The following is a 23585-nucleotide window of genomic DNA, read 5'->3' as shown; positions in this document are numbered from 1 at the left end:
TTTGCGCGGGCGTTTTCAGATGATTCAAGCAGCCTCGATGGACCAGCAAAGCTTCCGCAAGCTGTTGAGCCGAAATGTCGGCCTGCCCCTGGCAGTGGGCCTGCTCGGCGCCGTGGCCTTCGTCGCGGTGATCAACTACCTGCTTTCGGCCATGCAGTGGGTCGAGCACACCGATCGGGTGATCGGCAATGCCAACGAAACGCTCAAGTTATCGATCGACATGGAAACCGGCATGCGCGGTTTTCTGATCACCGGTGATGAACGCTTCCTCGACCCCTACGAGGTGGCCAAGCCGCGCATCCTGGGCAGCCTGCAGAGCCTGCGCGGCCTGGTCGACGACAACCCGCAGCAGGTTGACCGTATCGACCGGCTGATTGCCTTGCAGAATACCTGGAACGCCTTCGGCGGCGAGATGATCAACCAGCGTCGCAGTGGTGGCGATTACCGCGCTTCAGTCGGCAATGGCCGCGGCAAGCGCCTCACTGACGAAATACGCAAGGAGTTCGAGGGTTTTATCGGCACCGAGCAACAGTTGCGCGTGGGCCGTAACGAGAAGGTCAGTACGGTCACCGTCACGGCCATTTCCGCCTTCGTGCTTTTCATCGTCGGCCTCAGCGCCTTGCTCGCCTACCTTGGCCGTCGCGATCTGCTGGCCTTGTCTGGCAGCTACACGGAAAACCTGCAGGCTCAGCAGCGCGCCGCCGAGCGCCTGGAGCATCAGGCCTGGTTGCGCAATGGCCAGACCCAGCTGGCTGAACAGGTGCTGGGCCAGCTGACCTTGCCGATGCTCGGCGACAACATCCTGCGCTTCTTCGCCAGCTATCTGGGCAGCGTGGTCGGTGCGCTCTACGTGCGCGACGAGCATGGCCGCCTGATACGCGTGGCCAGCTACGGCCTGGCAGCCGAGGAGCAGGCTCGCCAGCAGGTACTGGGTGACCACGACGGCCTGCTGGCCCAGGCCGTGCGCGAGGGGCGCCTGCTGCGCCTGGACGACCTGCCAGAGGATTACTACCACCTCAGCTCGGGCCTGGGCAGCGGCCTCCCGCGCAGTGCACTGCTGATGCCGGCCCGTGATGACGGCCAGATCAACGGGGTTATCGAACTGGGCTTCCTGCGGCCGCTGCAGGCGCGCGACGACGAACTGATGCAACGGGTCGGCGAGAACCTCGGCATTTCCATCGAAAGCGCCCGTTACCGCCAGCGCTTGCAGGAAGTGCTGGCCGAGACCCAGCAGCTCAACGAAGAACTGCAGGTGCAGCAGGAAGAACTCAAGACCGCCAACGAAGAGCTTGAAGAGCAATCGCGGGTGCTCAAGGAGTCCCAGGCCCACCTGGAAACCCAGCAGGCCGAGCTTGAGCAGACCAATGAGCAGCTGTCCGAGCGTACCGAGGCGCTGGACCGCAAGAACGACGAGCTCAGCCAGGCCCAGGAAGAGCTGCAGGCCCGCGCCGACGACCTGCAGCGATCGAGCAAGTACAAGTCCGAGTTTCTCGCCAACATGTCCCACGAGCTGCGCACGCCGCTCAACAGCTCGCTGATCCTGGCCAAGCTGCTGGCCGAGAACGGCGAAGGCAACCTCAGCGCCGAGCAGGTCAAGTTCGCCGAGTCCATCTACTCCGCCGGCAACGACCTGCTGAACCTGATCAACGACATCCTCGACATCGCCAAGGTCGAGGCCGGCAAGCTCGAAGTGCGCCCCGAAAGCACGCAGCTCGAGCGCCTGGTCGAAGGCTTGCGTGGCATGTTCCTGCCATTGGCCGAGCACAAGGGGCTGGGCTTCGAGGTCGCGGTCGAAGCGCAGGTACCGGCCACCTTGTTCACCGACCGCCAGCGCCTGGAGCAGATCCTCAAGAACCTGCTGTCCAACGCCATCAAGTTCACCGAGCGTGGCCAGGTCAGCCTGAACATCGGCTACCAGGCGGGCAGTGGCATCATCTTCTCGGTGCGCGACAGCGGCATCGGCATCGCCGCCGACCAGCAGCAGGCGATCTTCGGCGCCTTCCATCAGGTCGACGGCACCAGTAACCGCCGCTACGGCGGCACCGGCCTGGGGCTGTCGATCTCGCGCGACCTGGCGCATCTGCTGGGCGGGCAGATCAGCGTCGACAGCAGCCCCGGCAAAGGCAGCGTATTCAGCCTGAGCCTGCCCGAGCGCTATGAGGCACAAGGCGAAGAAATCGAAGCCCTGAGCCTGCGCCCGACCGTCGACAGCCTGCCACCGGCACCCAAGGTCGTCGCACCGGCCGTGGTCAAGCGCCCGGTGCCGGCGTTCGCCGACGACCGCGAGCGGGCGCCGTTCGGCAACCGTTGCATCCTGGTGATCGAGGACGAACCGAACTTCGCCCGCATCCTCTTCGACCTGGCCCACGAGCTGGGCTACAGCTGCCTGGTGGCCCAGGGGGCCGACGAGGGCTTCGAACTGGCCGTGCAGTACGTACCCGACGCGATCCTGCTGGACATGCGCCTGCCCGACCACTCCGGCCTGACCGTGCTGCAGCGCCTCAAGGAGCAGGCCAGCACCCGGCACATCCCGGTGCACATCATCTCGGTGGAAGACCGCGTCGAGGCGGCGATGCACATGGGCGCGGTGGGCTACGCGGTCAAGCCGACCAGCCGCGAAGAACTCAAGGACGTCTTCGCCCGCCTGGAAGCCAAGCTGACCCAGAAGCTCAAGCACATCCTGCTGGTGGAGGACGACGACCTGCAGCGCGAGAGCATCGCCCGCCTGATTGGCGACGACGATGTCGAGATCACCGCCGTGGCCATGGCCCAGGATGCCCTGGCGCTGCTGCGCGAGAACATCTACGACTGCATGATCATCGACCTCAAGCTGCCCGACATGCTCGGCAACGAGCTGCTCAAGCGCATGACGGCCGAGGATATCCGTTCGTTCCCGCCGGTGATCGTCTACACCGGGCGCAACCTCACCCGTGAAGAAGAGGCCGACCTGCTCAAGTATTCACGCTCGATCATCATCAAGGGTGCGCGTTCGCCGGAGCGCCTGCTCGATGAGGTGACGCTGTTCCTGCACAAAGTCGAATCGCAGCTGTCCCATGAACGCCAACGCATGCTCAAGACCGCGCGCAGCCGCGACAAGGTGTTCGAAGGGCGCAAGGTGCTGCTGGTGGACGATGATGTGCGCAACATCTTTGCCCTCACCAGCGCCCTGGAGCACAAAGGCGCCATCGTCGAGATCGGCCGCAACGGGCGCGAAGCCATCGAGCGCCTGGAGCAGCACGATGACATCGACCTGGTGCTGATGGACGTGATGATGCCGGAGATGGACGGCTTCGAGGCCACTCGCCTGATCCGCCAGCAGCCGCGCTGGCGCAAGTTGCCGATCATCGCCGTCACCGCCAAGGCGATGAAGGATGACCAGCAGCGTTGCCTGCAGGCCGGCGCCAATGATTACCTGGCCAAACCGATCGACCTGGACCGCCTGTTCTCGTTGATCCGCGTGTGGCTGCCGCAACTGGAGCGAATTTGACTAGCGAGCGCAATACCGACATCGAGATCCGGCTGCTGATCGAGGCGATCTACCTCAAGTACAGCTACGATTTTCGCAACTACTCCGGCGCTTCGATCAAGCGCCGGATCCTCCATGCCCTGCGCCAGTTCGACTGCCTCACGGTGTCGGCACTGCAGGAGCGGGTGCTGCACGACCCCGGCATGTTCATGCAGTTGCTGCAGTACCTGACGATCCCGGTCAGCGAGATGTTCCGCGACCCCGGCCACTTCCTCGCTCTGCGCCAGGAAGTGGTGCCGCTGCTGCGCACCTGGCCATCGATCAAGGTGTGGATTGCCGGCTGCAGCACCGGTGAAGAGGTGTATTCGATGGCCATCCTGCTGCGCGAAGAGGGCCTGCTGGAACGCACCATCATCTACGCCACCGACATCAACCCGCATTCGCTGGACCGCGCCAAGCAGGGCATCTACTCGATGCAGAGCATGCGCGAGTACGAAGAAAACTACCGCCTGGCGGGCGGGCGCCGCGACTTTGCCGAGTACTACACCGCGGCCTATGGCAACGCCATCATGGACAACAGCCTGCGTGACAACGTGACCTTCGCCGACCACAGCCTGGCCACCGACAGCGTGTTTTCCGAAACCCAGCTGGTGTCGTGCCGCAACGTGCTGATCTACTTCAACAAGGACCTGCAGGACCGCGCCCTCGGGCTGTTCCACGAGTCCTTGTGCCACCGTGGTTTCCTGGTACTGGGCAGCAAGGAGTCGGTGGACTTCTCGGCCTACAGCGAGTGCTTCGAGCCGCTGGTCAAGCCCGAACGGATCTACCGCAAATCATGAACGGCGTACGCGCGGTGGTCATCGGTGCCTCGGCGGGCGGCGTCACGGCACTGTTCACGGTGCTCGGTGCGCTGCCGGCCAGTTTTGCCATTCCGGTACTGTGCGTGCTGCACCTGCCGGACGACCGCCACAGCCAGCTGGCCGAGGTGCTGCAACGGCGCTTGCAGCGGCCGGTGCGCCAGGCGTGTGACAAGGAAACCATTGCCCCGGGGCAGATCTATGTGGCCGGGCCGGGTTATCACCTGTCGGTGGAAGCCGATTTCAGCCTGTCGCTCAGCCAGGAAGAACCGGTGCATTTCTCGCGCCCGGCCATCGATTACCTCTTTACCTCGGCGGCCGATGCCTATGGCCCCGGGTTGCTCGGCGTGCTGCTCACCGGGGCCAACGAAGATGGCGCCGAAGGCCTTGCCTACATCAAGAACAGCGGCGGCCGGACCGTGGTCCAGGACCCCCGCGACGCACAGGTGGCGTTGATGCCGGAGGCCGCCCTGGCCCGGCACGACCCCGACCTTATCCTTTCTCTGAGTGGTATCGGGCAGTTGCTCGCGACCCTGGAACCCAGCGCATGCTAAGCCACACCCCTGCCAAACTGCTGATCGTCGATGACCTGCCGGAAAACCTGCTGGCCCTGGCCGCCCTGATCCAGAGTGAAGACCGCGAGGTGCACCAGGCGCAATCGGCAGAAGCGGCCTTGTCGCTGTTGCTCGAGCACGAGTTCGCCCTGGCCATTCTCGACGTGCAGATGCCGGGCATGAACGGCTTCGAGCTGGCCGAACTGATGCGCGGCACGGAAAAGACCCGCAACATCCCGATCGTCTTCGTCACCGCTGCCGGGCGTGAAATGAACTATGCCTTCAAGGGCTACGAGAGTGGTGCGGTGGACTTTCTGCACAAGCCCCTCGACACCCTGGCGGTGAAGAGCAAGGTGTCGGTGTTCGTCGACCTGTACCGCCAGCGCAAGGTGCTCGACCGGCAGCTTCAGGCGCTTGAACGCAGCCGTCAGGAACAGGAGCTGCTGCTGGCTCAATTGCAGGTGGCGCGTGGTGAGCTTGAGCATGCGGTGCGCATGCGCGACGACTTCATGTCGATCGTTGCCCACGAGGTGCGCACGCCGCTCAACGGCCTGATCCTGGAAACCCAGTTGCGCAAGATGCACCTGGCCCGCGGCAACCTCGACGCGTTCAGCGCCGACAAGCTGCAGGCCATGGTCGAGCGTGACGAGCGCCAGATCAACAGCCTCATCCACCTGATCGAGGACATGCTCGACGTGTCGCGCATTCGCACCGGCAAACTGTCGCTGCGGCCCAGGGCATTCGACCTGAGCCAGCTGGTGCGTGGCCTGGTGGAGCGCTTCGCGGCCCAGGCCACGGCGTTGGAGACGCACATCGAGCTGCAGCGCTGCGATCCCTTGCAGGGCGTATGGGACGAGTTCCGCATCGAGCAGGTGCTGGTCAACCTGTTGTCCAATGCCTTGCGCTATGGCGAACGCCAGCCGGTGCAGGTGCGGGTGTTCGAGCAGGATGGCCTGGCCTGGGTGCAGGTGCAGGACGGCGGGATCGGCATCAGCGCCGCCAACCAGCAGCGGATCTTCCAGCAGTTCGAGCGCGTGGCCACCCAGCAGGCCAGCGGTGGCTTGGGGTTGGGCTTGTATATCTCCGAGCAGATCGTCCAGGCCCACGGCGGGTGCATCCAGGTGCAAAGCGAGGAGGGCAAGGGTGCCACCTTCAGCCTGCAGCTGCCGCTGGCAGGTGCAACCGAACAAAACGACCAGCTGCGGGCAACCTCCGCCTAAGCCTGGGGTCAGATGGCAAACTGTATGAATTTCAAGGCGTTGTCATGAGTGAAGATGCACAAGATGTGGTGCTGGTGGTCGAGGATGAACCGGCGATCCGGATGATCCTGCGCGACTACCTGGCGGGTGAGGGCTACCACGTGCTGGTGGCCGAGGACGGTGAGCAGGCTTTTGCGATTCTGGCGAGCAAGCCGCACCTGGACCTGATGGTGACCGACTTCCGCCTGCCCGGTGGCATTTCCGGGGTGGAGATCGCCGAGCCTGCGGTGAAGCTGCGGCCGGACCTGAAGGTGATCTTCATCAGCGGCTACCCGGCGGAGATCCTCGAGTCCGGCAGCCCGATCGCGCGCAAGGCGCCGATCCTGGCCAAGCCGTTCGACCTCGATACCCTGCACGAACAGATCCAGGCCCTGCTGCGCTAGCCTGCACCGGCCTCTTCGCGGGCACGCCCGCTCCCACAGGTACTGCACAGTTTTCAGAATCTGCGCGGTCCCTGTGGAAGCGGGCGTGCCCGCGAAGAGGCCGGAACAGGTTAGCCCAAGGTCCGTTCAATCCCACCGACCAGCAGGCTTTCCATCAACCCCAGCCCCTGCTCCTCGGGCAAGCCCTTGAGCATCCCCGGCAGCTGGTTCAGCAATGTCGCCACCACATGCGCAGTCGCCACCAACGCCTCGCCCTGCAACGTTGCCCGTGGCGCGATCAGGCGCAGCAACCCCGCCTCATAGCGCTTGCGCAGCAACCCCAGGCGCGCCTGCTGTTCCTCGCTCAGGCAGCACAGGTCGCGCTCGGCCAGGCGAAACTGCATGGGCCGTTCGGTATGTAACTGCCAGTGCGCGGCAATCAGGCAGCCCATTGCCGAAGCCCCTCGGGCCATGGCCCGGCGACCTTGCTCCAAGGTAGCCTGCAGTTCCTCGTACAGCTCCTCGATCAGGTCGAACAGTAGGTCCTGCTTGCTGGGAAAATGGTGATACAGGGAACCGGCGGTCAGGCCCACATGCGCTGCCAGCTCGCGCATGCTGACCTGGCCAAAACCCTTTTCGGCGAACAGTGCCATGGCCCGGTCGCGTCGCTCTTCGAAGTTGGTACAGCGCATGGCGGCATTGACCGGGGGCATGGCGTGCGCTCCTCAGTAGGTGAAGAAGCCACGGCCGCTCTTGCGGCCCAGCCAGCCGGCCGCGACCATTTCCTTGAGCAGCGGGGCAGGGCGGTACTTGCTGTCGTTGAAGCCCTCGTGGAAGGCCTCCATGATCGCCAGCAGGGTATCCAGGCCGATCAGGTCGGCCAGGGCCAGCGGGCCGATCGGCTGGTTGCAGCCCAGGCGCATACCGGTGTCGATGTCTTCGGCACTGGCCAGGCCTTCCTGGCGCACGAAGATCGCTTCGTTGATCATCGGTACCAGGATGCGGTTGACCACGAAGCCCGGGCGGTTGCCGGCGGTGATGGGCGTCTTGCCAAGCTTCTCGGTGACCACCAGTGCCTGGGCATAGGTGCTGTCGCTGGTCTGCAGGCCGCGGATGATCTCGACCAGGGCCATCATCGGCACCGGGTTGAAGAAGTGCACGCCGATGAAGCGCTCAGGGTGCTCGATGCTGGCGGCCAGCTGGGTCACCGACAGCGACGAGGTGTTGGTGGCGATCAGGCAGTCGGCGGCCACGTTGGCTGCCACCTGCTGCAGGATGCGCTGCTTGAGCTGCAGGTTCTCGGTGGCCGCCTCGATCACCAGTTGCGCACTGCTCAGCTGGGCGTAGTCGGTGCTGGTGCGGATGCGGGTTTTCGCCGCCTCGGCGCGCTCGGCGTCGAGCGTACCCTTGCTCACCTGGCGTTCCAGGTTCTTGCTCAAGGTGGCCACGCCACGCTCCAGCGCGGCGTCGGAAACATCCAGCAGCAGGACCTGGTAGCCGGCCACCGCGCACACCTGGGCGATACCGTTGCCCATGGTGCCGGCGCCGATCACGGCAATCTGTTCAATGGTCATGGTTCAGTTCCCTCAGACGCGCTCGAAGACCACGGCAATGCCCTGGCCGCCGCCGATGCACATGGTGGCCAGCGCGTAGCGGCCTTGAATGCGTTGCAGTTCGTGGATGGCCTTGGTGGCGATGATCGCGCCGGTGGCGCCGACCGGGTGGCCGAGGGAAATGCCCGAGCCGTTCGGGTTGACCTTCTCCGGGTCGAAGCCGAGCTCGCGGGCCACGGCGCAGGCCTGGGCGGCGAAGGCTTCGTTGGACTCGATCACGTCCAGGTCGCTGACGTTCAGGCCAGCCTTTTCCAGCACCTTGCGGGTCGCCGGGATCGGGCCCAGGCCCATCAGCTCCGGCTCGACGCCAGCGTGGGCGTAAGCCACCAAGCGCGCCAGCGGCTTCAGGCCCAGGCGGCGCACGGCGTCACCGGTGGCCAGCACCAGGCCGGCGGCGCCATCGTTGATGCCGCTGGCGTTGCCGGCGGTGACGGTGCCGTCCTTCTTGAACACGGTCTTCATGCCGGCCAGTTGTTCGGCAGTCACATCGGCGCGCACATGCTCGTCGACGGCGAACTGCACGGTGCCTTTACGGGTTTTCAGCTCCAGCGGCACGATCTGGCTGTCGAAGCGGCCTTCGGCCTGGGCGCGGGCGGCGCGGCGCTGGCTGGTGAGGGCCAGTTCGTCCTGCATCTCGCGGCTGATGCCGTGTTTGGCCGCGACGTTTTCCGCCGTGATGCCCATGTGGAAATGTTCGAACGGGTCCTGCAATACGCCGACGGTGTAGTCGATGCCTTGCAGATCGCCCATGCGTGCGCCCCAGCGTGCCTGCGGCAGCAGGTACGGGCCACGGCTCATGGACTCGGCACCGGCGGCCAGGGCCACGTCGGCGTCACCCAGCAGCAGGCACTGGGCGGCCGAGACGATGGCCTGCAGGCCCGAACCGCACAGGCGGTTGACGTTGAAGGCCGGGGTTTCCTTGGGAATGCCGGCGTTCATCGCCGCTACCCGCGACAGGTAGGCATCGCGTGGCTCGGTAGGGATGACTGTGGCCATCACCATGTGGCCGATCTGCTCGGCGGGCACGCCCGAGCGCTCGATGGCGGCGCGGGTCACGGCGGTGGCCAGGTCGGCCAGTGGCAGGTCCTTGAGGGAACCACCGAAACCACCGATGGCGGTACGGACGGCACTGACGACGTAGATTTCTGCGCTGCTCATAGAGGCTCCGATTGCGAAGGCATGGCGGGAACGGGCCAGGCTCTGCGAGAATGGCCGGCGATCCCGAGGTGGGTTCGAGTCTAGGCAAAGGCTCTGTTGCAGCCTATGCCGGATCTGTTCAGTCAACCTGGCATTTTTTGCCACTCAGCATAGACAGCGAATGCCGCCATGCGCGATAGCGATTCGGTCGCGGTGTACTTTCTCAATGCCATGCTGCATGCCTTGCGCGACCAGCCTGAAGTGCTGGAGGCCCGGCTGCGTGGGGTGGGCATCGACCCGGCCGTGATCGGCCAACCCCAGGCACGGGTGCCGGCCAAGGCCTTCGCCCGCTTGTGGCTGGAGCTGATCGCGTTGCTGGACGACGAGTTCTTCCGCCTCGACAGCCATGGCATGCCGCTGGGCAGCTTTGCCCTGATCTGCCGTGGCTTGATTCAGGAACCCAACCTGGAGAAGGCCCTGCGCCAGTGCATGGGCAGTTTCGCTCTGTTCCTGCGCGACCTGCGCGGCAGCCTCACGATACGCGGCGGGCGCGCGGTGATCAGCGTGCAGTCGGCGATCGCCGACCCGCTGACCCGGGTATACGCCGAGGAAACCTACCTGGTGCTGATGATCGGCCTGCTGTGCTGGCTGGCCGGCCGGCGCATCGCCATCGACCGCACGGAGCTGGCGGTGGCGCGCCCGGCCCAGGACGACGACCCGCTGCTGTGGGGGCCGGACCTGCGCCTGGGCAGCGGGCGCACCGAGGTCGAGTTCGACAGTGCCTGGCTGCGCCTGCCGGTGGTACAGGACCTGGCGGGCCTGAAGACCTTCCTGCGCAGCGCGCCGCAGGGCCTGGTGATCCGTTTCCGCAATCAGAACGGGTTGGTGGCCGAGGTCTATCGGCATTTGCGCGCACGCCACTATGGGCAATGGCCGACGCTTGCGGCCATGGCCGAGCAGCAGGGCATCAGTGCCAGCACCTTCCGCCGCCAGCTGGAGCGCGAAGGGCGTTCGTACCAGCAGATCAAGGATGAAGTACGCCGGGCGATGGCCTTCGAGCACTTGCGCGAAGGCACCTTGAGCATCGCCGAAATTGCCGAACAAGCAGGCTTTCAGGAGCCCAGTGCGTTTCACCGGGCGTTCAAGAAATGGACCGGGCAGAGTCCGGGCAGCTATCGGGCCAAACTGGCCGGGCTTGCAAACCTCAGTCCTGCAGGTCGGCAGCCAGAGCCTTGACCCGCTTCAGGTCACCTTCCGCAATTCTTGTAACCCTCGTCCCGTAATCGGCATCGGCTTTGTACAGGAACGACAGGATGATGTGCTTGCTCTGCTCATCGGCGACAGCCAGCGACTGACCAAAGCTGTTGACCAGGTCGCGCTGCTCGTTTTTCGAGTAGGCGCGGTAAAGGTCACCGGCCTGCTTGAAGTTCTGTTCCCGGGTGATGCCCCGTTGCTGGGTGGTGCCACTCAAGGCCAGTTCACTGTAGCGGGCCGAGTCGCTGGTGCTGCGCGGCTGCAGGCGGCTGGGCTGGTAGTTGACCATGTCACGGGTGCGGTTGGGGTTGAGTGCACCATCCTGGTTGCCATTGTTGACCGCCGCCCGCGGCTGGTTGATCGGCAGGCTGCCGGCGTTGGCGCCGACCCGGTACATCTGTGTGTCGGCGTAGGAGAACAGTCGGCCCTGCAGCAAGCGGTCTTCGGAGGGCTCTATTCCCTTGATCAGGTTGGACGGTGCCAGGGCAACCTGTTCGGTTTCCTGGAAGAAGTTGCCGACATTGCGCTTGAGCACCATCTGCCCGACCCGGCGCTCGGGCACATCCGGCCAGACCTTGGTGGCGTCCAGCGGGTCGAAGTCGAAGGCTGCCAGCTGCTCAGGGCGCAGTGTCTGGATATAGAGGTCCCACTTGGGATAGTCGCCACGGGCAATGGCAGCGACCAGGTCCTCGGTCATGTGGCTGAAGCTTTTGCCCTGGATCTGCTCGACAGCCTTGGGGTCGAGGTTTTCCTGCCCTTGCAGGCTTTTCCAGCGGAATTTGACGTAGGTGGGTTCACCGCTGGCATTGACGAACTTGTAGGCATGCACGCTGTTGCCATCCATGTGTCGATAGCTCTTTGGCGTGCCTTCGTTGGAGTACAGCAGGGTCAGGGTGCGGGTAGCCTCCGGCATGTGCGAGAACAGGTCGAAGCGCCGGGCGTCGTTGCCCAGGTTGGTGCGCGGGTCGGGCTTGAAGGCGTGGACCATGTCCGGGAACTTGATGGCGTCGCGGATGAAGAACGTCGGGAAGTTGTTGCCGACCAGGTCCCAATTGCCTGCCGTGGTGTAGAACCGGGTGGCGAAGCCTCGCGGGTCGCGCAGGGTTTCCGGCGAGTGCAGGCCATGCACAACCGACGAGAAACGCACGAATACCGGGGTTTTTTCGCCTGGCGTGAACAGCGGCGCCGAAGTCAGCGCGGACAGGTCTTCGGACGCGGTGAACTCGCCATGGGCGCCGGTGCCGCGGGCGTGCACCACGCGTTCGGGGATGCGTTCGCGGTCGAAGCGCTGCAGCTTCTGGATCAGTTGAACGTCCTGCAGCAAGATCGGGCCAGTGGCACCGGCAGTCTGGGAGTGCTGGTTGTCGCCGACCGCCGCACCGTTGTCGCGGGTCAGGGGCATGGCGAGCAGCGTGGGGCTCGCAAGAATGGATACACACAGCAGCGTCAATGCAGAGCGATTGGAGCGGGTCGAAAGCATGGTCGTGGCACTCGCTAGTTCAAGGGAGTGCCGATGCTAGTAATCCTGAAGGAGCCTCACAGTAAGGCGGCTCATCTCATGTTGTAGGACATGTCGAGTAGAGAGCTACTGGATTGATCTGTGGCAGCGTCAATAGCCATCGTCGTTCAACGCCAGGCTCTGGCGCAGCTGTTCGACCATCGACACCCGCAGTGTTTCCGGCGCCCTGACCCGGATCGAGCCGGCCTGGGACAGCAGCCAGCCCATCAGCGCACGGCTGTCTTCGACCGTGGCGGCGAGCATCGCGCCGCCTTTGTCGTGTGGGGCCAGGCGCATGTCCTTGGACAGCGGCTGGTCTTCCAGGCGCCGCGCCAGGCCATCGTCGACCCAGGCCCGCAGTTCGATCTGTTGCGAGGGGGTGAGTAGATCCGGTTGCAGTTGCTGGGCCTCATCCAGGCTCAGGCCCGGCTGCCAGTACCAGCCGTAGGGCATGCCCTTGCTGTTGCAGTGCAGCGGGAACAGCGTCGTCAGTTCGTTGAGGTCGCGCTCGACCGTGCGCTTGCTGGTCTTGTGGCCAGCCTTGGCCAGTGCGGCCTGCAGCTGCGTGGAACTCATCCCGGGGTGGCGGTCTGGCAGGAGTTTCAGTAACTGCCATTGTCGGGCGATGGTGTGGCGGGTCGGGTGGCTGGGCACGGCGGCTTCGTCCTTGAAGGTCAGGCGTGGGGTGTGCCTGAGTAATGGCATATAGCTATTGCGATAGCATACTCCTACGATGGATGGGATCCAAGTTAAGCGGGATCGGCGGCTGAAGCGCTCAAGACAGGCACCCCTGCAAGGCCCCGATAAACACCTCTTCAGCCCGGCTCAACCGCTGTTCCCTGTTCCATAGCAAGTGAATATCCACATCGGCAATCCCTTCCGCAGGCGGCAGCTTCCACAGCAACCCCGCCGCTACATCCGGCGCCACCACATGCTCGGGCAGGCAGCCGATGCCGAACCCGGCGATCACCAGCCGGCGCACTTCTTCAAGGCTGGGCGACGACGCCACGATCCGCCCGGAAAACCCCTGCTGGTCGCGGAAAATGGTCAGCGGCGACAACATGCCGCCAATCTGGTCGCTGGTGAAGCTGACGAAATTCTCCCGCTGCAGATCGCCCTCGGCCTGGCCGAACAGGGCATGGTGCTTGCCGCAGAAAAACGCATAGCGCTGGCGCAGGAACAGGCGCTGCTCCAGCCGTGGCTGGGGCCGGCGGTTGAGGCTCAGGCCCGCGGTGGCGGTCTTTTCCTGCAAGGCGGCGACGATGTCCGAGCTGCGCATCACGTCGATTTCCAGGTCCACCCGTGGGTGCTGGCGGTGGAAGTCCGCCAGCAGATCATCGAACCGCTCGCTGACGATTCGACTGATCATCAGCAAGCGCACCTTGCCCACCAGTTCGTCCGCCGGCTGTTCCAGCAAGCCGCCGATTTGCGACATCTGCCCGTACACCTCACCGGCCAGCTGGAACAGCTGCTCGCCCATGTCGGTGAGCACGAAGCGTGGCCCGCGGCGGGCGATCAACTGGCGCCCAAGCTGTTCCTCCAGGCGTTTGAGCGCCTGGCTCACGGCCGGTTGGGTCAGGTGCAGGCGCGCGGCGGCGCGGCTGATGGACAACTCCTGGCCGATCACCCGGAAGGTGCGCAGCAGGTTCCAGTCGAGGCGGTCGTTGAGCAGGCGGTCGGACATGGCAGGCTCGATGATAAGCAGGGCTAATAGTGCGAATAATAAATAGAAAATTGACTAATCATAGCCCCGGGACGATAAATCGCAGTCATTGAGGCTTGTTGCATCGGTGCTGGCTCCTTCGCGGGCTTGCCCGCTCCCACAGGTACTGCAGCGTTTGCGGACCTTGTGCAATCCCTGTGGGAGCGGGCGAGCCCGCGAAGAAGCCAACACCGATCAAAAGGCCATGCGCCACCAGAGCGCCGTCGTGACCCTTAACTCCTGCCAGAAAAACAAGCAAAGGAGCCCCCATGAAGCCCATCGCTTCGCCCCAGCCGCGCCGTGCCGCCGCCGCCGCGTTCATCGGCACCATGATCGAGTGGTACGACTTCTACATCTACGCCACCGCCGCCGCCCTGGTGTTCGGTGCCTTGTTCTTCCCCTCCGACGACAGCCTGTTCAGCACCATGGCCGCCTTCGGCACCTTCGCCGTGGGCTTCTTTGCGCGGCCGCTGGGCGGCATCGTGTTCGGCCATGTGGGTGACCGTATCGGCCGCAAGAAGTCGCTGGTCATCACCCTGTTGATGATGGGCATTGTCACCGTGTGCATCGGCCTGCTGCCGACCTACGCGCAGATCGGCGCCGCCGCGCCGGTGCTGCTGATCATCCTGCGGGTGGTCCAAGGCATTGCCGTGGGTGGCGAGTGGGGCGGTGCCGTGCTCATGGCCGGCGAACATGCGCCCAAGGGCCGACGCAACTTCTTCGCCTCGTTCGCCCAGTTGGGCAGCCCGGCGGGCCTGATCCTGTCGCTGCTGGCCTTTGGCGCGGTGACCCGCCTGCCGGAGGAAGACCTGATGAGCTGGGGCTGGCGTGTGCCGTTCCTGGCCAGCGCGCTGTTGCTGCTGGTGGGGCTGGCAATTCGCCTGGGGGTCAACGAGTCACCCGAATTCATTGCCAGCCGCGAGCAGGCGGCCAAGGCCCAGCGCAAGGAGCAGGCACCGGTACTGGAAGTGCTGCGTACGGCCTGGCGACCGCTGCTGCTGTGCATCGGTGCCAACACCCTGGGCATTGCCGGGGTCTATTTCACCAACACCTTCATGATCAGCTACACCACCCAGCAGCTGCACCTGGAGCGCTCGCTGATCCTCGAATGCCTGTTCTTCGTGGCGATTATCCAGTTCTGCGTGCAGCCGCTGGCCGCGTGGCTCTCGGAGAAGCTCGGCGCCACCCGCTTCCTGGCCCTGGTCGCACTGCTGGCGATGGCCTCGCCGTACCCGATGTTCGTGCTGGTCAGCAGCGGCGAAGGCCCGCTGATCGTGCTCGGCATTGCCCTGGCGGCGGCCTGCATGGCCTCGTTCTACGCGGTGATCGCTGGCTACGTCAGCGGCATGTTCGAAACCCGCGTGCGCTACACCGCGATTTCCATGGCCTACCAGGTGTGTGGCGCCATCGCTGGCGGCCTCACACCGCTGATCGGCACCTGGCTGGCCCACAGCTTCACCGGCCTTTGGTGGCCGATGGCAGTGTTCTACACCTTGATCGCCACCATTTCGCTGGTCTGCGTGCTCGCCCTGGCGCGCCAGTACGCCCGTAGCCAGCGCCTGGAACTGGCCTGATCGATCCACTTGATTCTGGAGTACCCGCACATGTTGAAAAGCAATGGCGAACGCCTGTGGGCGAGCCTGATGGCCATGGCCGAAATCGGCGCCACCGCCCGCGGCGGCAGTTGCCGCCTGGCCCTGAGCGACGAGGACAAGGCTGGCCGCGAACTGTTCAGCCACTGGAGCCGCGAGGCCGGCCTGACGCTGAGCGTGGATGCCATCGGCAACCTGTTCGCCCGCCGTGCCGGCAGCGACCCGGCGGCTGCCCCGGTGATGATGGGCAGCCACCTCGACACCCAGCCTGAGGGCGGCCGTTTCGATGGCGTCTATGGTGTGCTGGCGGGCCTTGAGGTGGTGCGCCGCCTCAACGACCTGAACATCCAGACCCGCAAACCGCTGGAAATCGCGGTGTGGACCAACGAGGAGGGCGCCCGCTTCACCCCGGCCATGTTCGGTTCGGCGGTGTTCACCGGCACCCTGGCGCTGGACCAGGCCCTGGCCATCCGCGATGCCGACGGCATCAGCGTCGCCGACGAACTGCAGCGCACGGGTTACGCCGGCCAACGCCCGTTGGGCGGCCAGGTCGATGCCTACTTCGAGGCGCATATCGAGCAAGGCCCGATCCTTGAAGACAACGCCAAGGCCATTGGCGTGGTCAGCGGTGGCCAGGCGATTCGCTGGCTGGACGTGACCGTCGAAGGCATGGCCGCCCATGCCGGTACCACGCCGATGCCGCTGCGCAAGGACGCCCTGTACGGCGCCGCGCGGATGATCCAGGTGGTCGAGCAACTGGCGGCTGATTTTGCGCCAGAAGGGCTGACCACCGTGGGCGAACTGTCGATCGCCAAGTCCTCGCGCAACACCATCCCCGGCGTGCTGCGCTTCACCGTCGACCTGCGCCATCACCGCGACGAAGCCATCGAGGCCATGGAGCGCGACCTGACCCTGAAGCTGCAGGCCATCGCCCACCAGCGCGGCCTGCAGGTGCGCATCGAGCGCCACTGGGTCAGCCCGGCCACGCCGTTCGATACCGACTGCGTGGCCGCCGTGCAGCAGGCGGTGGACGGCCTGGGTTATGCGCAACAGTCCATCGTCAGCGGCGCCGGCCACGACGCCATCCTGCTGGCCCGCTACTGCCCGACGGCGATGGTGTTCATCCCCTGCGTCGGCGGCCTGAGCCACAACGAAGCCGAAGACGTGCTGCCCGAGGATGCCCGCCAGGGCGTCGACGTACTGCTCAATGCCGTGCTGGCCCGCGCCGGCCAAGCCGAACAAGGAGAGGCCTGATGCGTTGCTACTTCCACCCCGAACAGCTGCTGCACCATCCACGCAGCTACTACTCGCGCGGCGCCATGCGCACCCCGCAGGAAGTCCCCGAACGCGCCCAGCGCCTGCTGCAGGCCGCCAAGGACCTGGGCTTCGACATCCGCCAGCCTGCCGATGCCGGCCTCGCGCCGCTCAAGGCGGTGCATGGCGAGGCCTACCTGGCGTTCCTCGAAGAGGCCCATGCGCGCTGGAAGGAAGTGCCCGAGGACTGGGGCGACGAGGTGATGTCGAACATCTTCGTGCGCGAGCCCAACGCCCTGCGCGGCATCCTCGCGCAAGCTGGCCGCTACCTGGCCGATGGCAGCTGCCCGGTGGGTGAGCACACTTGGCGTTCGGCTTACTGGTCGGCGCAGAGCGCGGTGGCCGCGGCCCAGGCCATTCTCGATGGTGAGCCCGCAGCCTATGCGCTGTGCCGGCCGCCTGGGCACCATGCACGGTTCGATGCAGCGGGTGGGTTTTGCTACATCAACAATGCCGCCGTGGCGGCCCAGGCCCTGCGCAGCCGTTACAGCCGGGTGGCGATTCTCGATACCGACATGCACCACGGGCAGGGGATTCAGGAGATCTTCTACGAGCGTAGCGACGTGCTTTACGTGTCGACCCATGGTGATCCGACCAACTTCTACCCGGGTGTGGCGGGGTTCGAGGACGAGCGCGGCAGTGGTGCGGGGGAGGGATACAACCTGAACCTGCCGATGGCCCATGGGGCCAGCGAGGCGGACTTCATGGGGCAGCTTGAAATTGCGCTGGCTGCGGTGCAGGACTTTGGTGCCGAGGTGCTGGTGTTGTCGCTGGGGTTCGATATCTACGAGCTGGATCCGCAGAGCAAGGTGGCGGTGACGACTGAAGGGTTTGCGGCGCTGGGGGAGCGGATTCGGGCGTTGCGGTTGCCTTGCGTGATTGTTCAGGAAGGGGGGTATCACCTGGAGAGTCTGGAGGCCAATGCGCAGGCATTTTTTGCGGACAAGGCTGACTGGCGGTAACAGTCAGTAGCTGTTGGGTGGCTGCTGGCCTCTTCGCGGGCTCGTCGGATCGCCGCACCGCCGCTCCCACAGAGACCGCGCGGGCTTGATGCCTGTGGTGATCCTGTGGGAGCGGGCAAGCCCGCGAAGAACCCGACACCGGCCTAGGGGTGGAACGTCCGCCCCAGGGCATCCAGCCGGGTAGCGATCGGCGGCAAGCGCCGGCTACTGGACGCCAGCGTCTCCATATCCTGCGCCGTCCCCTGGGCAATCCCCTGCACCGACTGCAACCGCCCGACAATCTCCTGGCTCACCGCCGACTGTTCACGCGTGGTCGTCACGATCTGCCCATTCAGCGCATCGATCTGCGCAATATCACTGCTCACCGCCTGTAACATCGCCGCTGCCAGCTGGCTGTCCTCCACACACCGCTCAACCCCTTCACGGCTATGGTGCATGGCCTCGACCGCCTGCCGGCTGCCTTGCTGCAGAGCTTCGATGATGGTCCTGATTTCCTGGGTCGACACTGCTGTGCGCTTGGCCAGGCTGCGCACCTCGTCGGCGACCACGGCAAAGCCGCGGCCCTGATCGCCTGCGCGGGCGGCTTCGATGGCAGCGTTCAGGGCCAGCAGGTTGGTCTGGTCGGCGATGCTGCTGATCACCTCCAGCACGGTGCCGATCTGCTGCGCCTGGCCGGCGAGGGCCTCGACGGTGTCGTTGGTGCCTTGCAGGCGTGAAGCCAGCTGGACGATTTCCTGCTGGGCGCGGTTCACGCTTTGCTGGCCACGACTGACCTGCGTGCTGGCCTGGCCGGTATGTTCGGCGGCGTGCTCGACGTGGACGGCGATATACCCCATGGCATCGCCCATCTGCTGCATGCAACCGGTCACCTGAGCGATCTCGTTCAGCTGGTGCTGGGCGCCTTTTTCCAGGGTGGTGCTGGTCTTGGCCAGTTCCTGGCCCAGCTCACCCAGGCCTTGGGAGTCGCGTACCACGCCGTCAACCAGGTCGGTGATCTGGGTGAGGAAGCGGTCGAACCGCTGGGCCAGCGAGACATGCGCGGTGCCGTCGTTGCTGGCGTCGGCGGTGAACTGCGAGGTGGTGAGCAGCATCTTGTCCAGCATGTCCTGGCTTTCTTCGGCATCCAGGCGGCTGTGCACGGCCAGGTAGAGCAGGGCGACGGTTTCCATCACCACGTAGAAGGCATGCACGAAGATCATCGTCCAACCGCCGTGATGGGCCATGACAAACACGGGGTAGCCCTGATGCTGCAGCACATGAAAGACCACGTGGTGCAGCGCGATGGTCACGGCCGCAACCAGGATCGGCAGCCAGTCACGGTAGAAGGTCAATACCGCGAGCAGGGCGAAGATGCCGAAGTGCGATTCGATGATGCCCTCGGCCTGGTTGATGTGCAGGGCTGCCATCACCATCAGGCCGAAGGCCAGGCCGCAGCGCATCAGGCGTGTGCCACTGATGACGCGGTACAGCGCGGTGAGTGCCAGGCAGGTGCCGCCGCCGATTGCGATGGCCTGGAGGAAGGTGTCGTGCCAGAAGGCCAGGGCCAGGGAGAAGAGGAACATCAGCCAGAGCAGGCCCAGCATGATCCGGTCGGCTTTGCGGTAGTGCTCGAAGAAGCGGGGGGCTGGGGGCATGCGCTGGGCTCCTTGGGGACAGGGAGAGCGTAGCCGTTTGCCATCATTGTTCCAAAAGAGTACTCGAATGGGTGTTATAGGGTGGCTTCAGATGTTTTCTACAAAATAGGGGTGGAAGTCCCTGGGGAGCAGGCGGATGTGCTTGCTTTGGCTCTGGAGCGTAAGGGGCTGGTGAGGTAGGGGAGGAATCGTGTCAGGGTTGGCAAGTGCTTGTCACAACCCTTTGACGAGGCTCTTCGGATACGGGTAGGCGGGATCGCCTACCCGTAAAATTTCATGTTAGATAGCTTTGAAGCCTGGCTTGCCATTCTCCGCTCGCCAAGATTTCACTTCGATAACGATTGCCTCTGGGCTTTCCTTGCCGGCTTCGGGGAAAGCAAACAAATCAGATTTTGATGGATGCTCTGTGATCCTTTCGAAAGCGAGCATGGCATTGATGTGTTCTTGATCGCTAGGGTAGTCGCCCGAGTATATTTTTTTTACGAAGATAAGGAATTCTGCTTCAGTGTAATCACAAATTGAATTTTTCATCGCTTCATCCCTTTGTGGATTTGGATGTGAAGTTTTGGAGTGGTAATTGAAAGATTGTCAAGGTCAAAGACTTCCCCGCCTTTTGAGATGAAAACTTTGTGATGAATCTCTAAAACAGCTCGGCCCCCAATTCGTTCAGCTTGTGGAACAAATGGTGAGCGCCCTTTTTTCATTCGTTCTATGTTGAAGGGGCTAAATTGAATGGACAGTGTCGCATCATTGCCAATTGCCCTCCATAGCGTCTCTCTGAAATGGCGCCAGTCTCTAAATTCTTGACCTCGCAGCAAATCTGCCACTTGATTAGGGATAGAAGCGCCCTTGCCTAATGAAACACCGGCTGCCCATGAACCGTCAACCTCGATACCGACCCCCGTAGCAGTCCCCGGGTCACCCCTTCGATCCCGAAACATTGTGTAGATCGGCGATAATCCGGAGTCCGCAGGAAAAACGATGACATAGTCATCCCAGCTCGCATCAGCAACGCCAGGGTAGCTGTCGACTCTTACCTCAACGGGTTCAAGTGCTGCTCCAGCGAAGATTGGTGGTTCCGGCTGTTCGATGGGCAAACTGGTCGACGCGTCTGCCTTTGTAACGATGGGTGTCCAAGTCAGAATGCGCGGGGGAATGTCTGCTGTGGTAGCGGTGTACACGTTGCGCTGGTTGTCGTATGAGGCGGCGAGCACTGGTACCTGCATAGGTACAGTTTCTCCATCTGTTTTAACGACGAAAATTTCCGAATTACCTTCTGAGTTGACCTGAGAGCTGAAACGGTACGGAAGATTAATGCTCGTATTTGTAGTTGAAGAGGTTGTTAACTTACTGTCAGCTGAAGGGGCCAGATCGGATAGCGGCGTTTGCAGTGAAAAACGACGAGGAAGCTCTCCATTGCCAAGGCTGGATGAGTAAAAGAGAGCGGAAACACCTGCAACAAATCCTGCGCCGACGCTCGCAGCGAGGCCAGTAAGTGCATCCACTGAAGCCCCTATTGCCGCTCGTAGGGAAAAACTTGCGGCGGTCGAGGCGACGGTGCCGGCAGCAGTAATAACTATCGAGCTAATTAAAGATTTCGAGCCTGACGCGGAGTAAGTGTTTGCAACTCGAATGAATTCGGCTTCGGCGGCGATGCGTTCTGCTACGGCTTTTGCGGCGGCTTCGGCGGCGATGCGTTCTGCTACGGCTTTTGCGGTGGCTTCGGCGACGATGCGTTCTGCTACGGCTTTTGCGGTGGCTTCGGCGGCGATGCGTTCTGCTACGGCTTTTGCGGCGGCTTCAGCGGCGAAGCGTTCTGCTACGGCTTTTGCGGTGGCTTCGGCGGCGGTGCGTTCTGCTACGGCTTTTGCGGCGGCTTCAGCGGCGATGCGTTCTGCTACGGCTTTTTTCAGGTCTGCAGAGTTCAGCGTTGTATAGGTGGATGATGTGAGTTCTCTTTCGATGGTGGCTTCGATATCCGCAGCGATCTGTCGAATTTCCTTTTTGTTTTCATTCCGGATTCTTCCTTCTATAGCCATCACCCGACTCACCGGAGTGACGGATCCAGGAGTATTCGGTGAAGAGGGGGGGATAGCTGGAGTCAATGCTCCAGGAGGATGTGGCCGATTTGGTAAGTTGAAGGGGAACATCGGGGGTAGCGGGAGCGGCAGTACTTGATCTGGGTAGACAAATGGCGGGGGAAACTCTACAGGATCTTGCATGTTCACTTCCTTATGCCGCCGCGGGATGCTGGCGGACGTAAGGAGCATGGAGTTGCTCAACTGCACTGAGCAGAGAGAAGGTATTCCAGTTGTGGTTAAATAAATCTGAAGAACTGTATGGTCTTAAGGTTTCTCAAACAACATCGGTGATGGGGCTTCTCTTGAGGTAAAATTCACCTGGCTTGAATTTTCTGCGTTCAGTAGATCAGGCGTGCATGATTCAAATTAGTTTCGGGATTGATAAGTGCTTGCTTCCGCAAGTCTGTTCTGTATCAGTTGGACTGCCGCCTTGGTGCATGAATGAAGGCCATGAAAACAGTTACGCCTACTTCAATGTCGAAAGTAACAAACAAGAGAGACAATCATGGCCTCACAGGCATGGCCAGGTTGCAACAAACGTAGGAGCGGATTTATCCGCGATGCGCCGCGCGGGCGGCGCTCGATTTCACAGGCGCTGAAAATGCCGTGGCGAACAACCCCGGCCACACCGCAAACCTACAGCCCACCCCGCCGCACATGCTTCACCAGCACCTTCTCCAGCAACTCCCACATCGCCGGGTCGGTACTGAACGCCACATTGAAGCGCATCCACCCGGTCGCTTTGGCATCGACCATGAACAACTGCCCAGGCCCGAGCATGATGCCTTTCTCCAGCGCATCATCGAGCAACGCCGCGCTGTCGGGAATCGCCGGGTGGCGGGTCCAGATGTACATCCCCTCATCCGACTCGATGAACAGTTCAAAGCCCAATCGATGCAGATGCCGGCCAACTTCCTGATGCGCCTCGGCCAGGCGCTGGCGCAGGCGCTTGAGGTGCTTGCGCCAGCGCCCGTCGATGATCGCGGCGTACACCACCCGCTCCATCACCTGCGAGGTGGTCAGCCCCGAGCGCATCTTCAGGTGCAGCAGCTTCTGCATCAGCTCCGGGTTGGCCAGCAGGTAGCCGACCCGCACGTTGGGCGAGATGCTCTTCGAGTAGCTGCCCACGTACACCACCTGCTGCAGGTGGTCGAGGCTGGCCAGGCACGGCTGCGGTTCGGCGACCATGTCGGCGTACAGGTTGTTTTCCACCAGCCGGAAGCCGTGCTGGCTGGCCAGCTGCAGCAGGCGGTGCAGCTGCGGCAGCGGGGTGCGTGAGCAGGTCGGGCTGTGCAGGTGCGGCTGGGTGAAGAAGGCGGTCGGGCGGTGGTGCGCCAGCAACTGCTCCAAGTGATTGAGGTCATAACCGTTCGGCGTGCGCGGTACGCCGATCAGCGTTGCACCCTGGGTGCGCAGGATGCTCATCAGGTTGGGGTAACCCGGGTCGTCCACCAGCACCACGTCACCGGGGCGTACCAAGGTACGCACGGCCAGGTCCAGTGCCTGGCTGGCGCCGTGGGTCAGCATCAGCTGCGCCGGGTTGCAGACGATCGACAGCTCCTGCTGCAGGTTCTGCGCGGTCAGCGCGCGCAGCTCCGGCAGGCCCATCGGGTCGCCGTAGCCAGACAGCTCCAGCGGGCTGCCAGCCACCTGGCGCAGGCCACGGCGCAGGCCTTCTTCGTACATCCAGTCGTTGGGCAGCCAGCCACAGCCGGGCTTGTACGGCAGTTGGCGGGTTTCGAAGATCTGCTGCAGGTACCACTCGGAGTTGAACGTCGGGCGGCCGCTTTCGGCCTCGCTGTGCTGGCTTTCCAGCAGCTCGTTCGCCGCACGATTGACGAAGAACCCCGCATTGCCCTTGCTCACCAGCAGCCCCTGGGCGACCAGGCGGTCGTACGCCTCGACCACCGTGAAGGTGCTCACCGAATAGCTTGCCGCGAAGGCGCGGATCGACGGCACCTTGGCGCCCGGCTTGAGGGTCTGGTTGTCGATCAGCTCGCGCAGGCCGTCGATGATCTGGTTGACCAACGGCGTGGAAGAGTCTGGATGTAATTCGAACATTCGGGGCCTTCAAGAGTGCGGAACGCCAGGCGCAGCGGGGTGTATTGCATCGGCGGCCTGTACAGTGCAGTGCGAGATTCATGCCACTGTGCATGGCTCTCTACGTCGGACATTTTTACATTAGGTGTCAGATATCGCCACATAAAGCATGTTCAGTTCGCCCGAGGTGCCAACCCTGGGGCGCGTCAGCAGGCCGCCACGGAAGGCCTGCGTGTGTTTGCGCACACCATCCTGCCCGC

At 63.5% G+C, this 23585-nt stretch carries 19 protein-coding genes; 9 read left to right on the top strand and 10 right to left on the bottom strand.

The window, feature by feature from the left end; all coding sequences use genetic code 11:
• Positions 1 to 19: 19 nt before the first annotated feature.
• Genes J7573_RS11395 through J7573_RS11375 form a run of 5 tightly spaced genes read left to right on the top strand, consistent with a single transcriptional unit; the run spans position 20 to position 6519 of the window.
• Positions 20 to 3487 (top strand): response regulator, encoded by a 3468-nt coding sequence (locus J7573_RS11395; protein WP_294334731.1) that lies wholly within the window; start codon positions 20 to 22, stop codon positions 3485 to 3487.
• Entirely contained in the window at positions 3484 to 4305 is an 822-nt protein-coding gene (locus tag J7573_RS11390) for a protein-glutamate O-methyltransferase CheR (protein ID WP_294334729.1), read from the top strand. The genes J7573_RS11395 and J7573_RS11390 overlap by 4 nt, the downstream gene beginning before the upstream one ends.
• Positions 4302 to 4877, top strand: a complete 576-nt coding sequence (locus J7573_RS11385; RefSeq protein WP_294334727.1) for a chemotaxis protein CheB — start codon at positions 4302 to 4304, stop codon at positions 4875 to 4877. Before J7573_RS11390 ends, J7573_RS11385 begins: the two co-directional genes overlap by 4 nt.
• Positions 4871 to 6097, top strand: a complete 1227-nt coding sequence (locus J7573_RS11380; protein WP_294334726.1) for a hybrid sensor histidine kinase/response regulator — start codon at positions 4871 to 4873, stop codon at positions 6095 to 6097. The genes J7573_RS11385 and J7573_RS11380 overlap by 7 nt, the downstream gene beginning before the upstream one ends.
• Positions 6098 to 6141: 44 nt before the next feature.
• Positions 6142 to 6519 carry a response regulator gene (locus J7573_RS11375; protein ID WP_023629509.1) on the top strand — a complete coding sequence of 126 codons (378 nt, stop codon included), beginning with the start codon at positions 6142 to 6144 and terminating at the stop codon, positions 6517 to 6519.
• Positions 6520 to 6629: 110 nt separating this feature from the next.
• Here J7573_RS11375 and J7573_RS11370 read toward each other — a convergent pair whose 3' ends face one another.
• Genes J7573_RS11370 through J7573_RS11360 form a run of 3 tightly spaced genes read right to left on the bottom strand, consistent with a single transcriptional unit; the run spans position 6630 to position 9269 of the window.
• A complete protein-coding gene (locus tag J7573_RS11370) occupies positions 6630 to 7211 on the bottom strand; it encodes a TetR/AcrR family transcriptional regulator (protein ID WP_294334714.1) in 582 nt (193 codons plus the stop codon).
• 12 nt (positions 7212 to 7223) lie between these two features.
• On the bottom strand, positions 7224 to 8072 hold the full coding sequence (locus J7573_RS11365; protein WP_294334712.1) for a 3-hydroxybutyryl-CoA dehydrogenase: 849 nt from the start codon (positions 8070 to 8072) through the stop codon (positions 7224 to 7226).
• Between the two features lie 12 nt (positions 8073 to 8084).
• A complete protein-coding gene (locus tag J7573_RS11360; protein ID WP_103447928.1) occupies positions 8085 to 9269 on the bottom strand; it encodes an acetyl-CoA C-acyltransferase family protein in 1185 nt (394 codons plus the stop codon).
• 168 nt (positions 9270 to 9437) lie between these two features.
• Here J7573_RS11360 and J7573_RS11355 point away from each other — a divergent pair, with 168 nt between their 5' ends.
• Positions 9438 to 10484 (top strand): AraC family transcriptional regulator, encoded by a 1047-nt coding sequence (locus tag J7573_RS11355; protein ID WP_294334709.1) that lies wholly within the window; start codon positions 9438 to 9440, stop codon positions 10482 to 10484.
• Here the strand turns inward: J7573_RS11355 and J7573_RS11350 are convergent.
• The 3 genes from J7573_RS11350 to J7573_RS11340 form a co-directional block, all read right to left on the bottom strand.
• On the bottom strand, positions 10453 to 11904 hold the full coding sequence (locus J7573_RS11350; RefSeq protein WP_294334707.1) for a catalase: 1452 nt from the start codon (positions 11902 to 11904) through the stop codon (positions 10453 to 10455). The two genes, J7573_RS11355 and J7573_RS11350, sit on opposite strands and share 32 nt — an antisense overlap.
• Before the next feature lie 207 nt (positions 11905 to 12111).
• On the bottom strand, positions 12112 to 12654 hold the full coding sequence (locus J7573_RS11345; RefSeq protein WP_294334777.1) for a WYL domain-containing protein: 543 nt from the start codon (positions 12652 to 12654) through the stop codon (positions 12112 to 12114).
• A 121-nt stretch (positions 12655 to 12775) separates the two neighbouring features.
• Complete coding sequence (locus J7573_RS11340) at positions 12776 to 13684, bottom strand: LysR family transcriptional regulator (protein WP_294334706.1); 909 nt, start codon at positions 13682 to 13684, stop codon at positions 12776 to 12778.
• A gap of 287 nt (positions 13685 to 13971) precedes the next feature.
• Between J7573_RS11340 and J7573_RS11335 the strand changes: the two genes are divergently transcribed.
• From J7573_RS11335 to J7573_RS11325, 3 genes are read left to right on the top strand one after another with little or no spacing between them, the layout of a single operon-like run.
• Complete coding sequence (locus J7573_RS11335; protein ID WP_294334704.1) at positions 13972 to 15276, top strand: MFS transporter; 1305 nt, start codon at positions 13972 to 13974, stop codon at positions 15274 to 15276.
• 30 nt (positions 15277 to 15306) lie between these two features.
• Positions 15307 to 16548, top strand: coding sequence for a Zn-dependent hydrolase (locus tag J7573_RS11330; protein ID WP_294334702.1), 1242 nt, complete (start codon positions 15307 to 15309; stop codon positions 16546 to 16548).
• Entirely contained in the window at positions 16548 to 17570 is a 1023-nt protein-coding gene (locus J7573_RS11325) for a histone deacetylase family protein (protein ID WP_294334700.1), read from the top strand. Before J7573_RS11330 ends, J7573_RS11325 begins: the two co-directional genes overlap by 1 nt.
• A 143-nt stretch (positions 17571 to 17713) precedes the next feature.
• Here J7573_RS11325 and J7573_RS11320 read toward each other — a convergent pair whose 3' ends face one another.
• From J7573_RS11320 to J7573_RS11305, 4 genes are all read right to left on the bottom strand, one after another.
• Positions 17714 to 19204, bottom strand: coding sequence for a methyl-accepting chemotaxis protein (locus tag J7573_RS11320; protein ID WP_294334699.1), 1491 nt, complete (start codon positions 19202 to 19204; stop codon positions 17714 to 17716).
• Between the two features lie 279 nt (positions 19205 to 19483).
• Positions 19484 to 19735 (bottom strand): bacteriocin immunity protein, encoded by a 252-nt coding sequence (locus tag J7573_RS11315; protein ID WP_294334697.1) that lies wholly within the window; start codon positions 19733 to 19735, stop codon positions 19484 to 19486.
• Complete coding sequence (locus J7573_RS11310) at positions 19732 to 21426, bottom strand: S-type pyocin domain-containing protein (RefSeq protein WP_294334696.1); 1695 nt, start codon at positions 21424 to 21426, stop codon at positions 19732 to 19734. The genes J7573_RS11315 and J7573_RS11310 overlap by 4 nt, the downstream gene beginning before the upstream one ends.
• Before the next feature lie 495 nt (positions 21427 to 21921).
• On the bottom strand, positions 21922 to 23346 hold the full coding sequence (locus J7573_RS11305) for a PLP-dependent aminotransferase family protein (protein ID WP_294334694.1): 1425 nt from the start codon (positions 23344 to 23346) through the stop codon (positions 21922 to 21924).
• Positions 23347 to 23585: the final 239 nt, after the last annotated feature.

It is taken from the genome of Pseudomonas sp. (genome assembly GCF_017744435.1).
Taxonomy (GTDB): Bacteria; Pseudomonadota; Gammaproteobacteria; order Pseudomonadales; family Pseudomonadaceae; genus Aquipseudomonas.
This window is presented reverse-complemented; position numbering and strand designations above follow the sequence as displayed.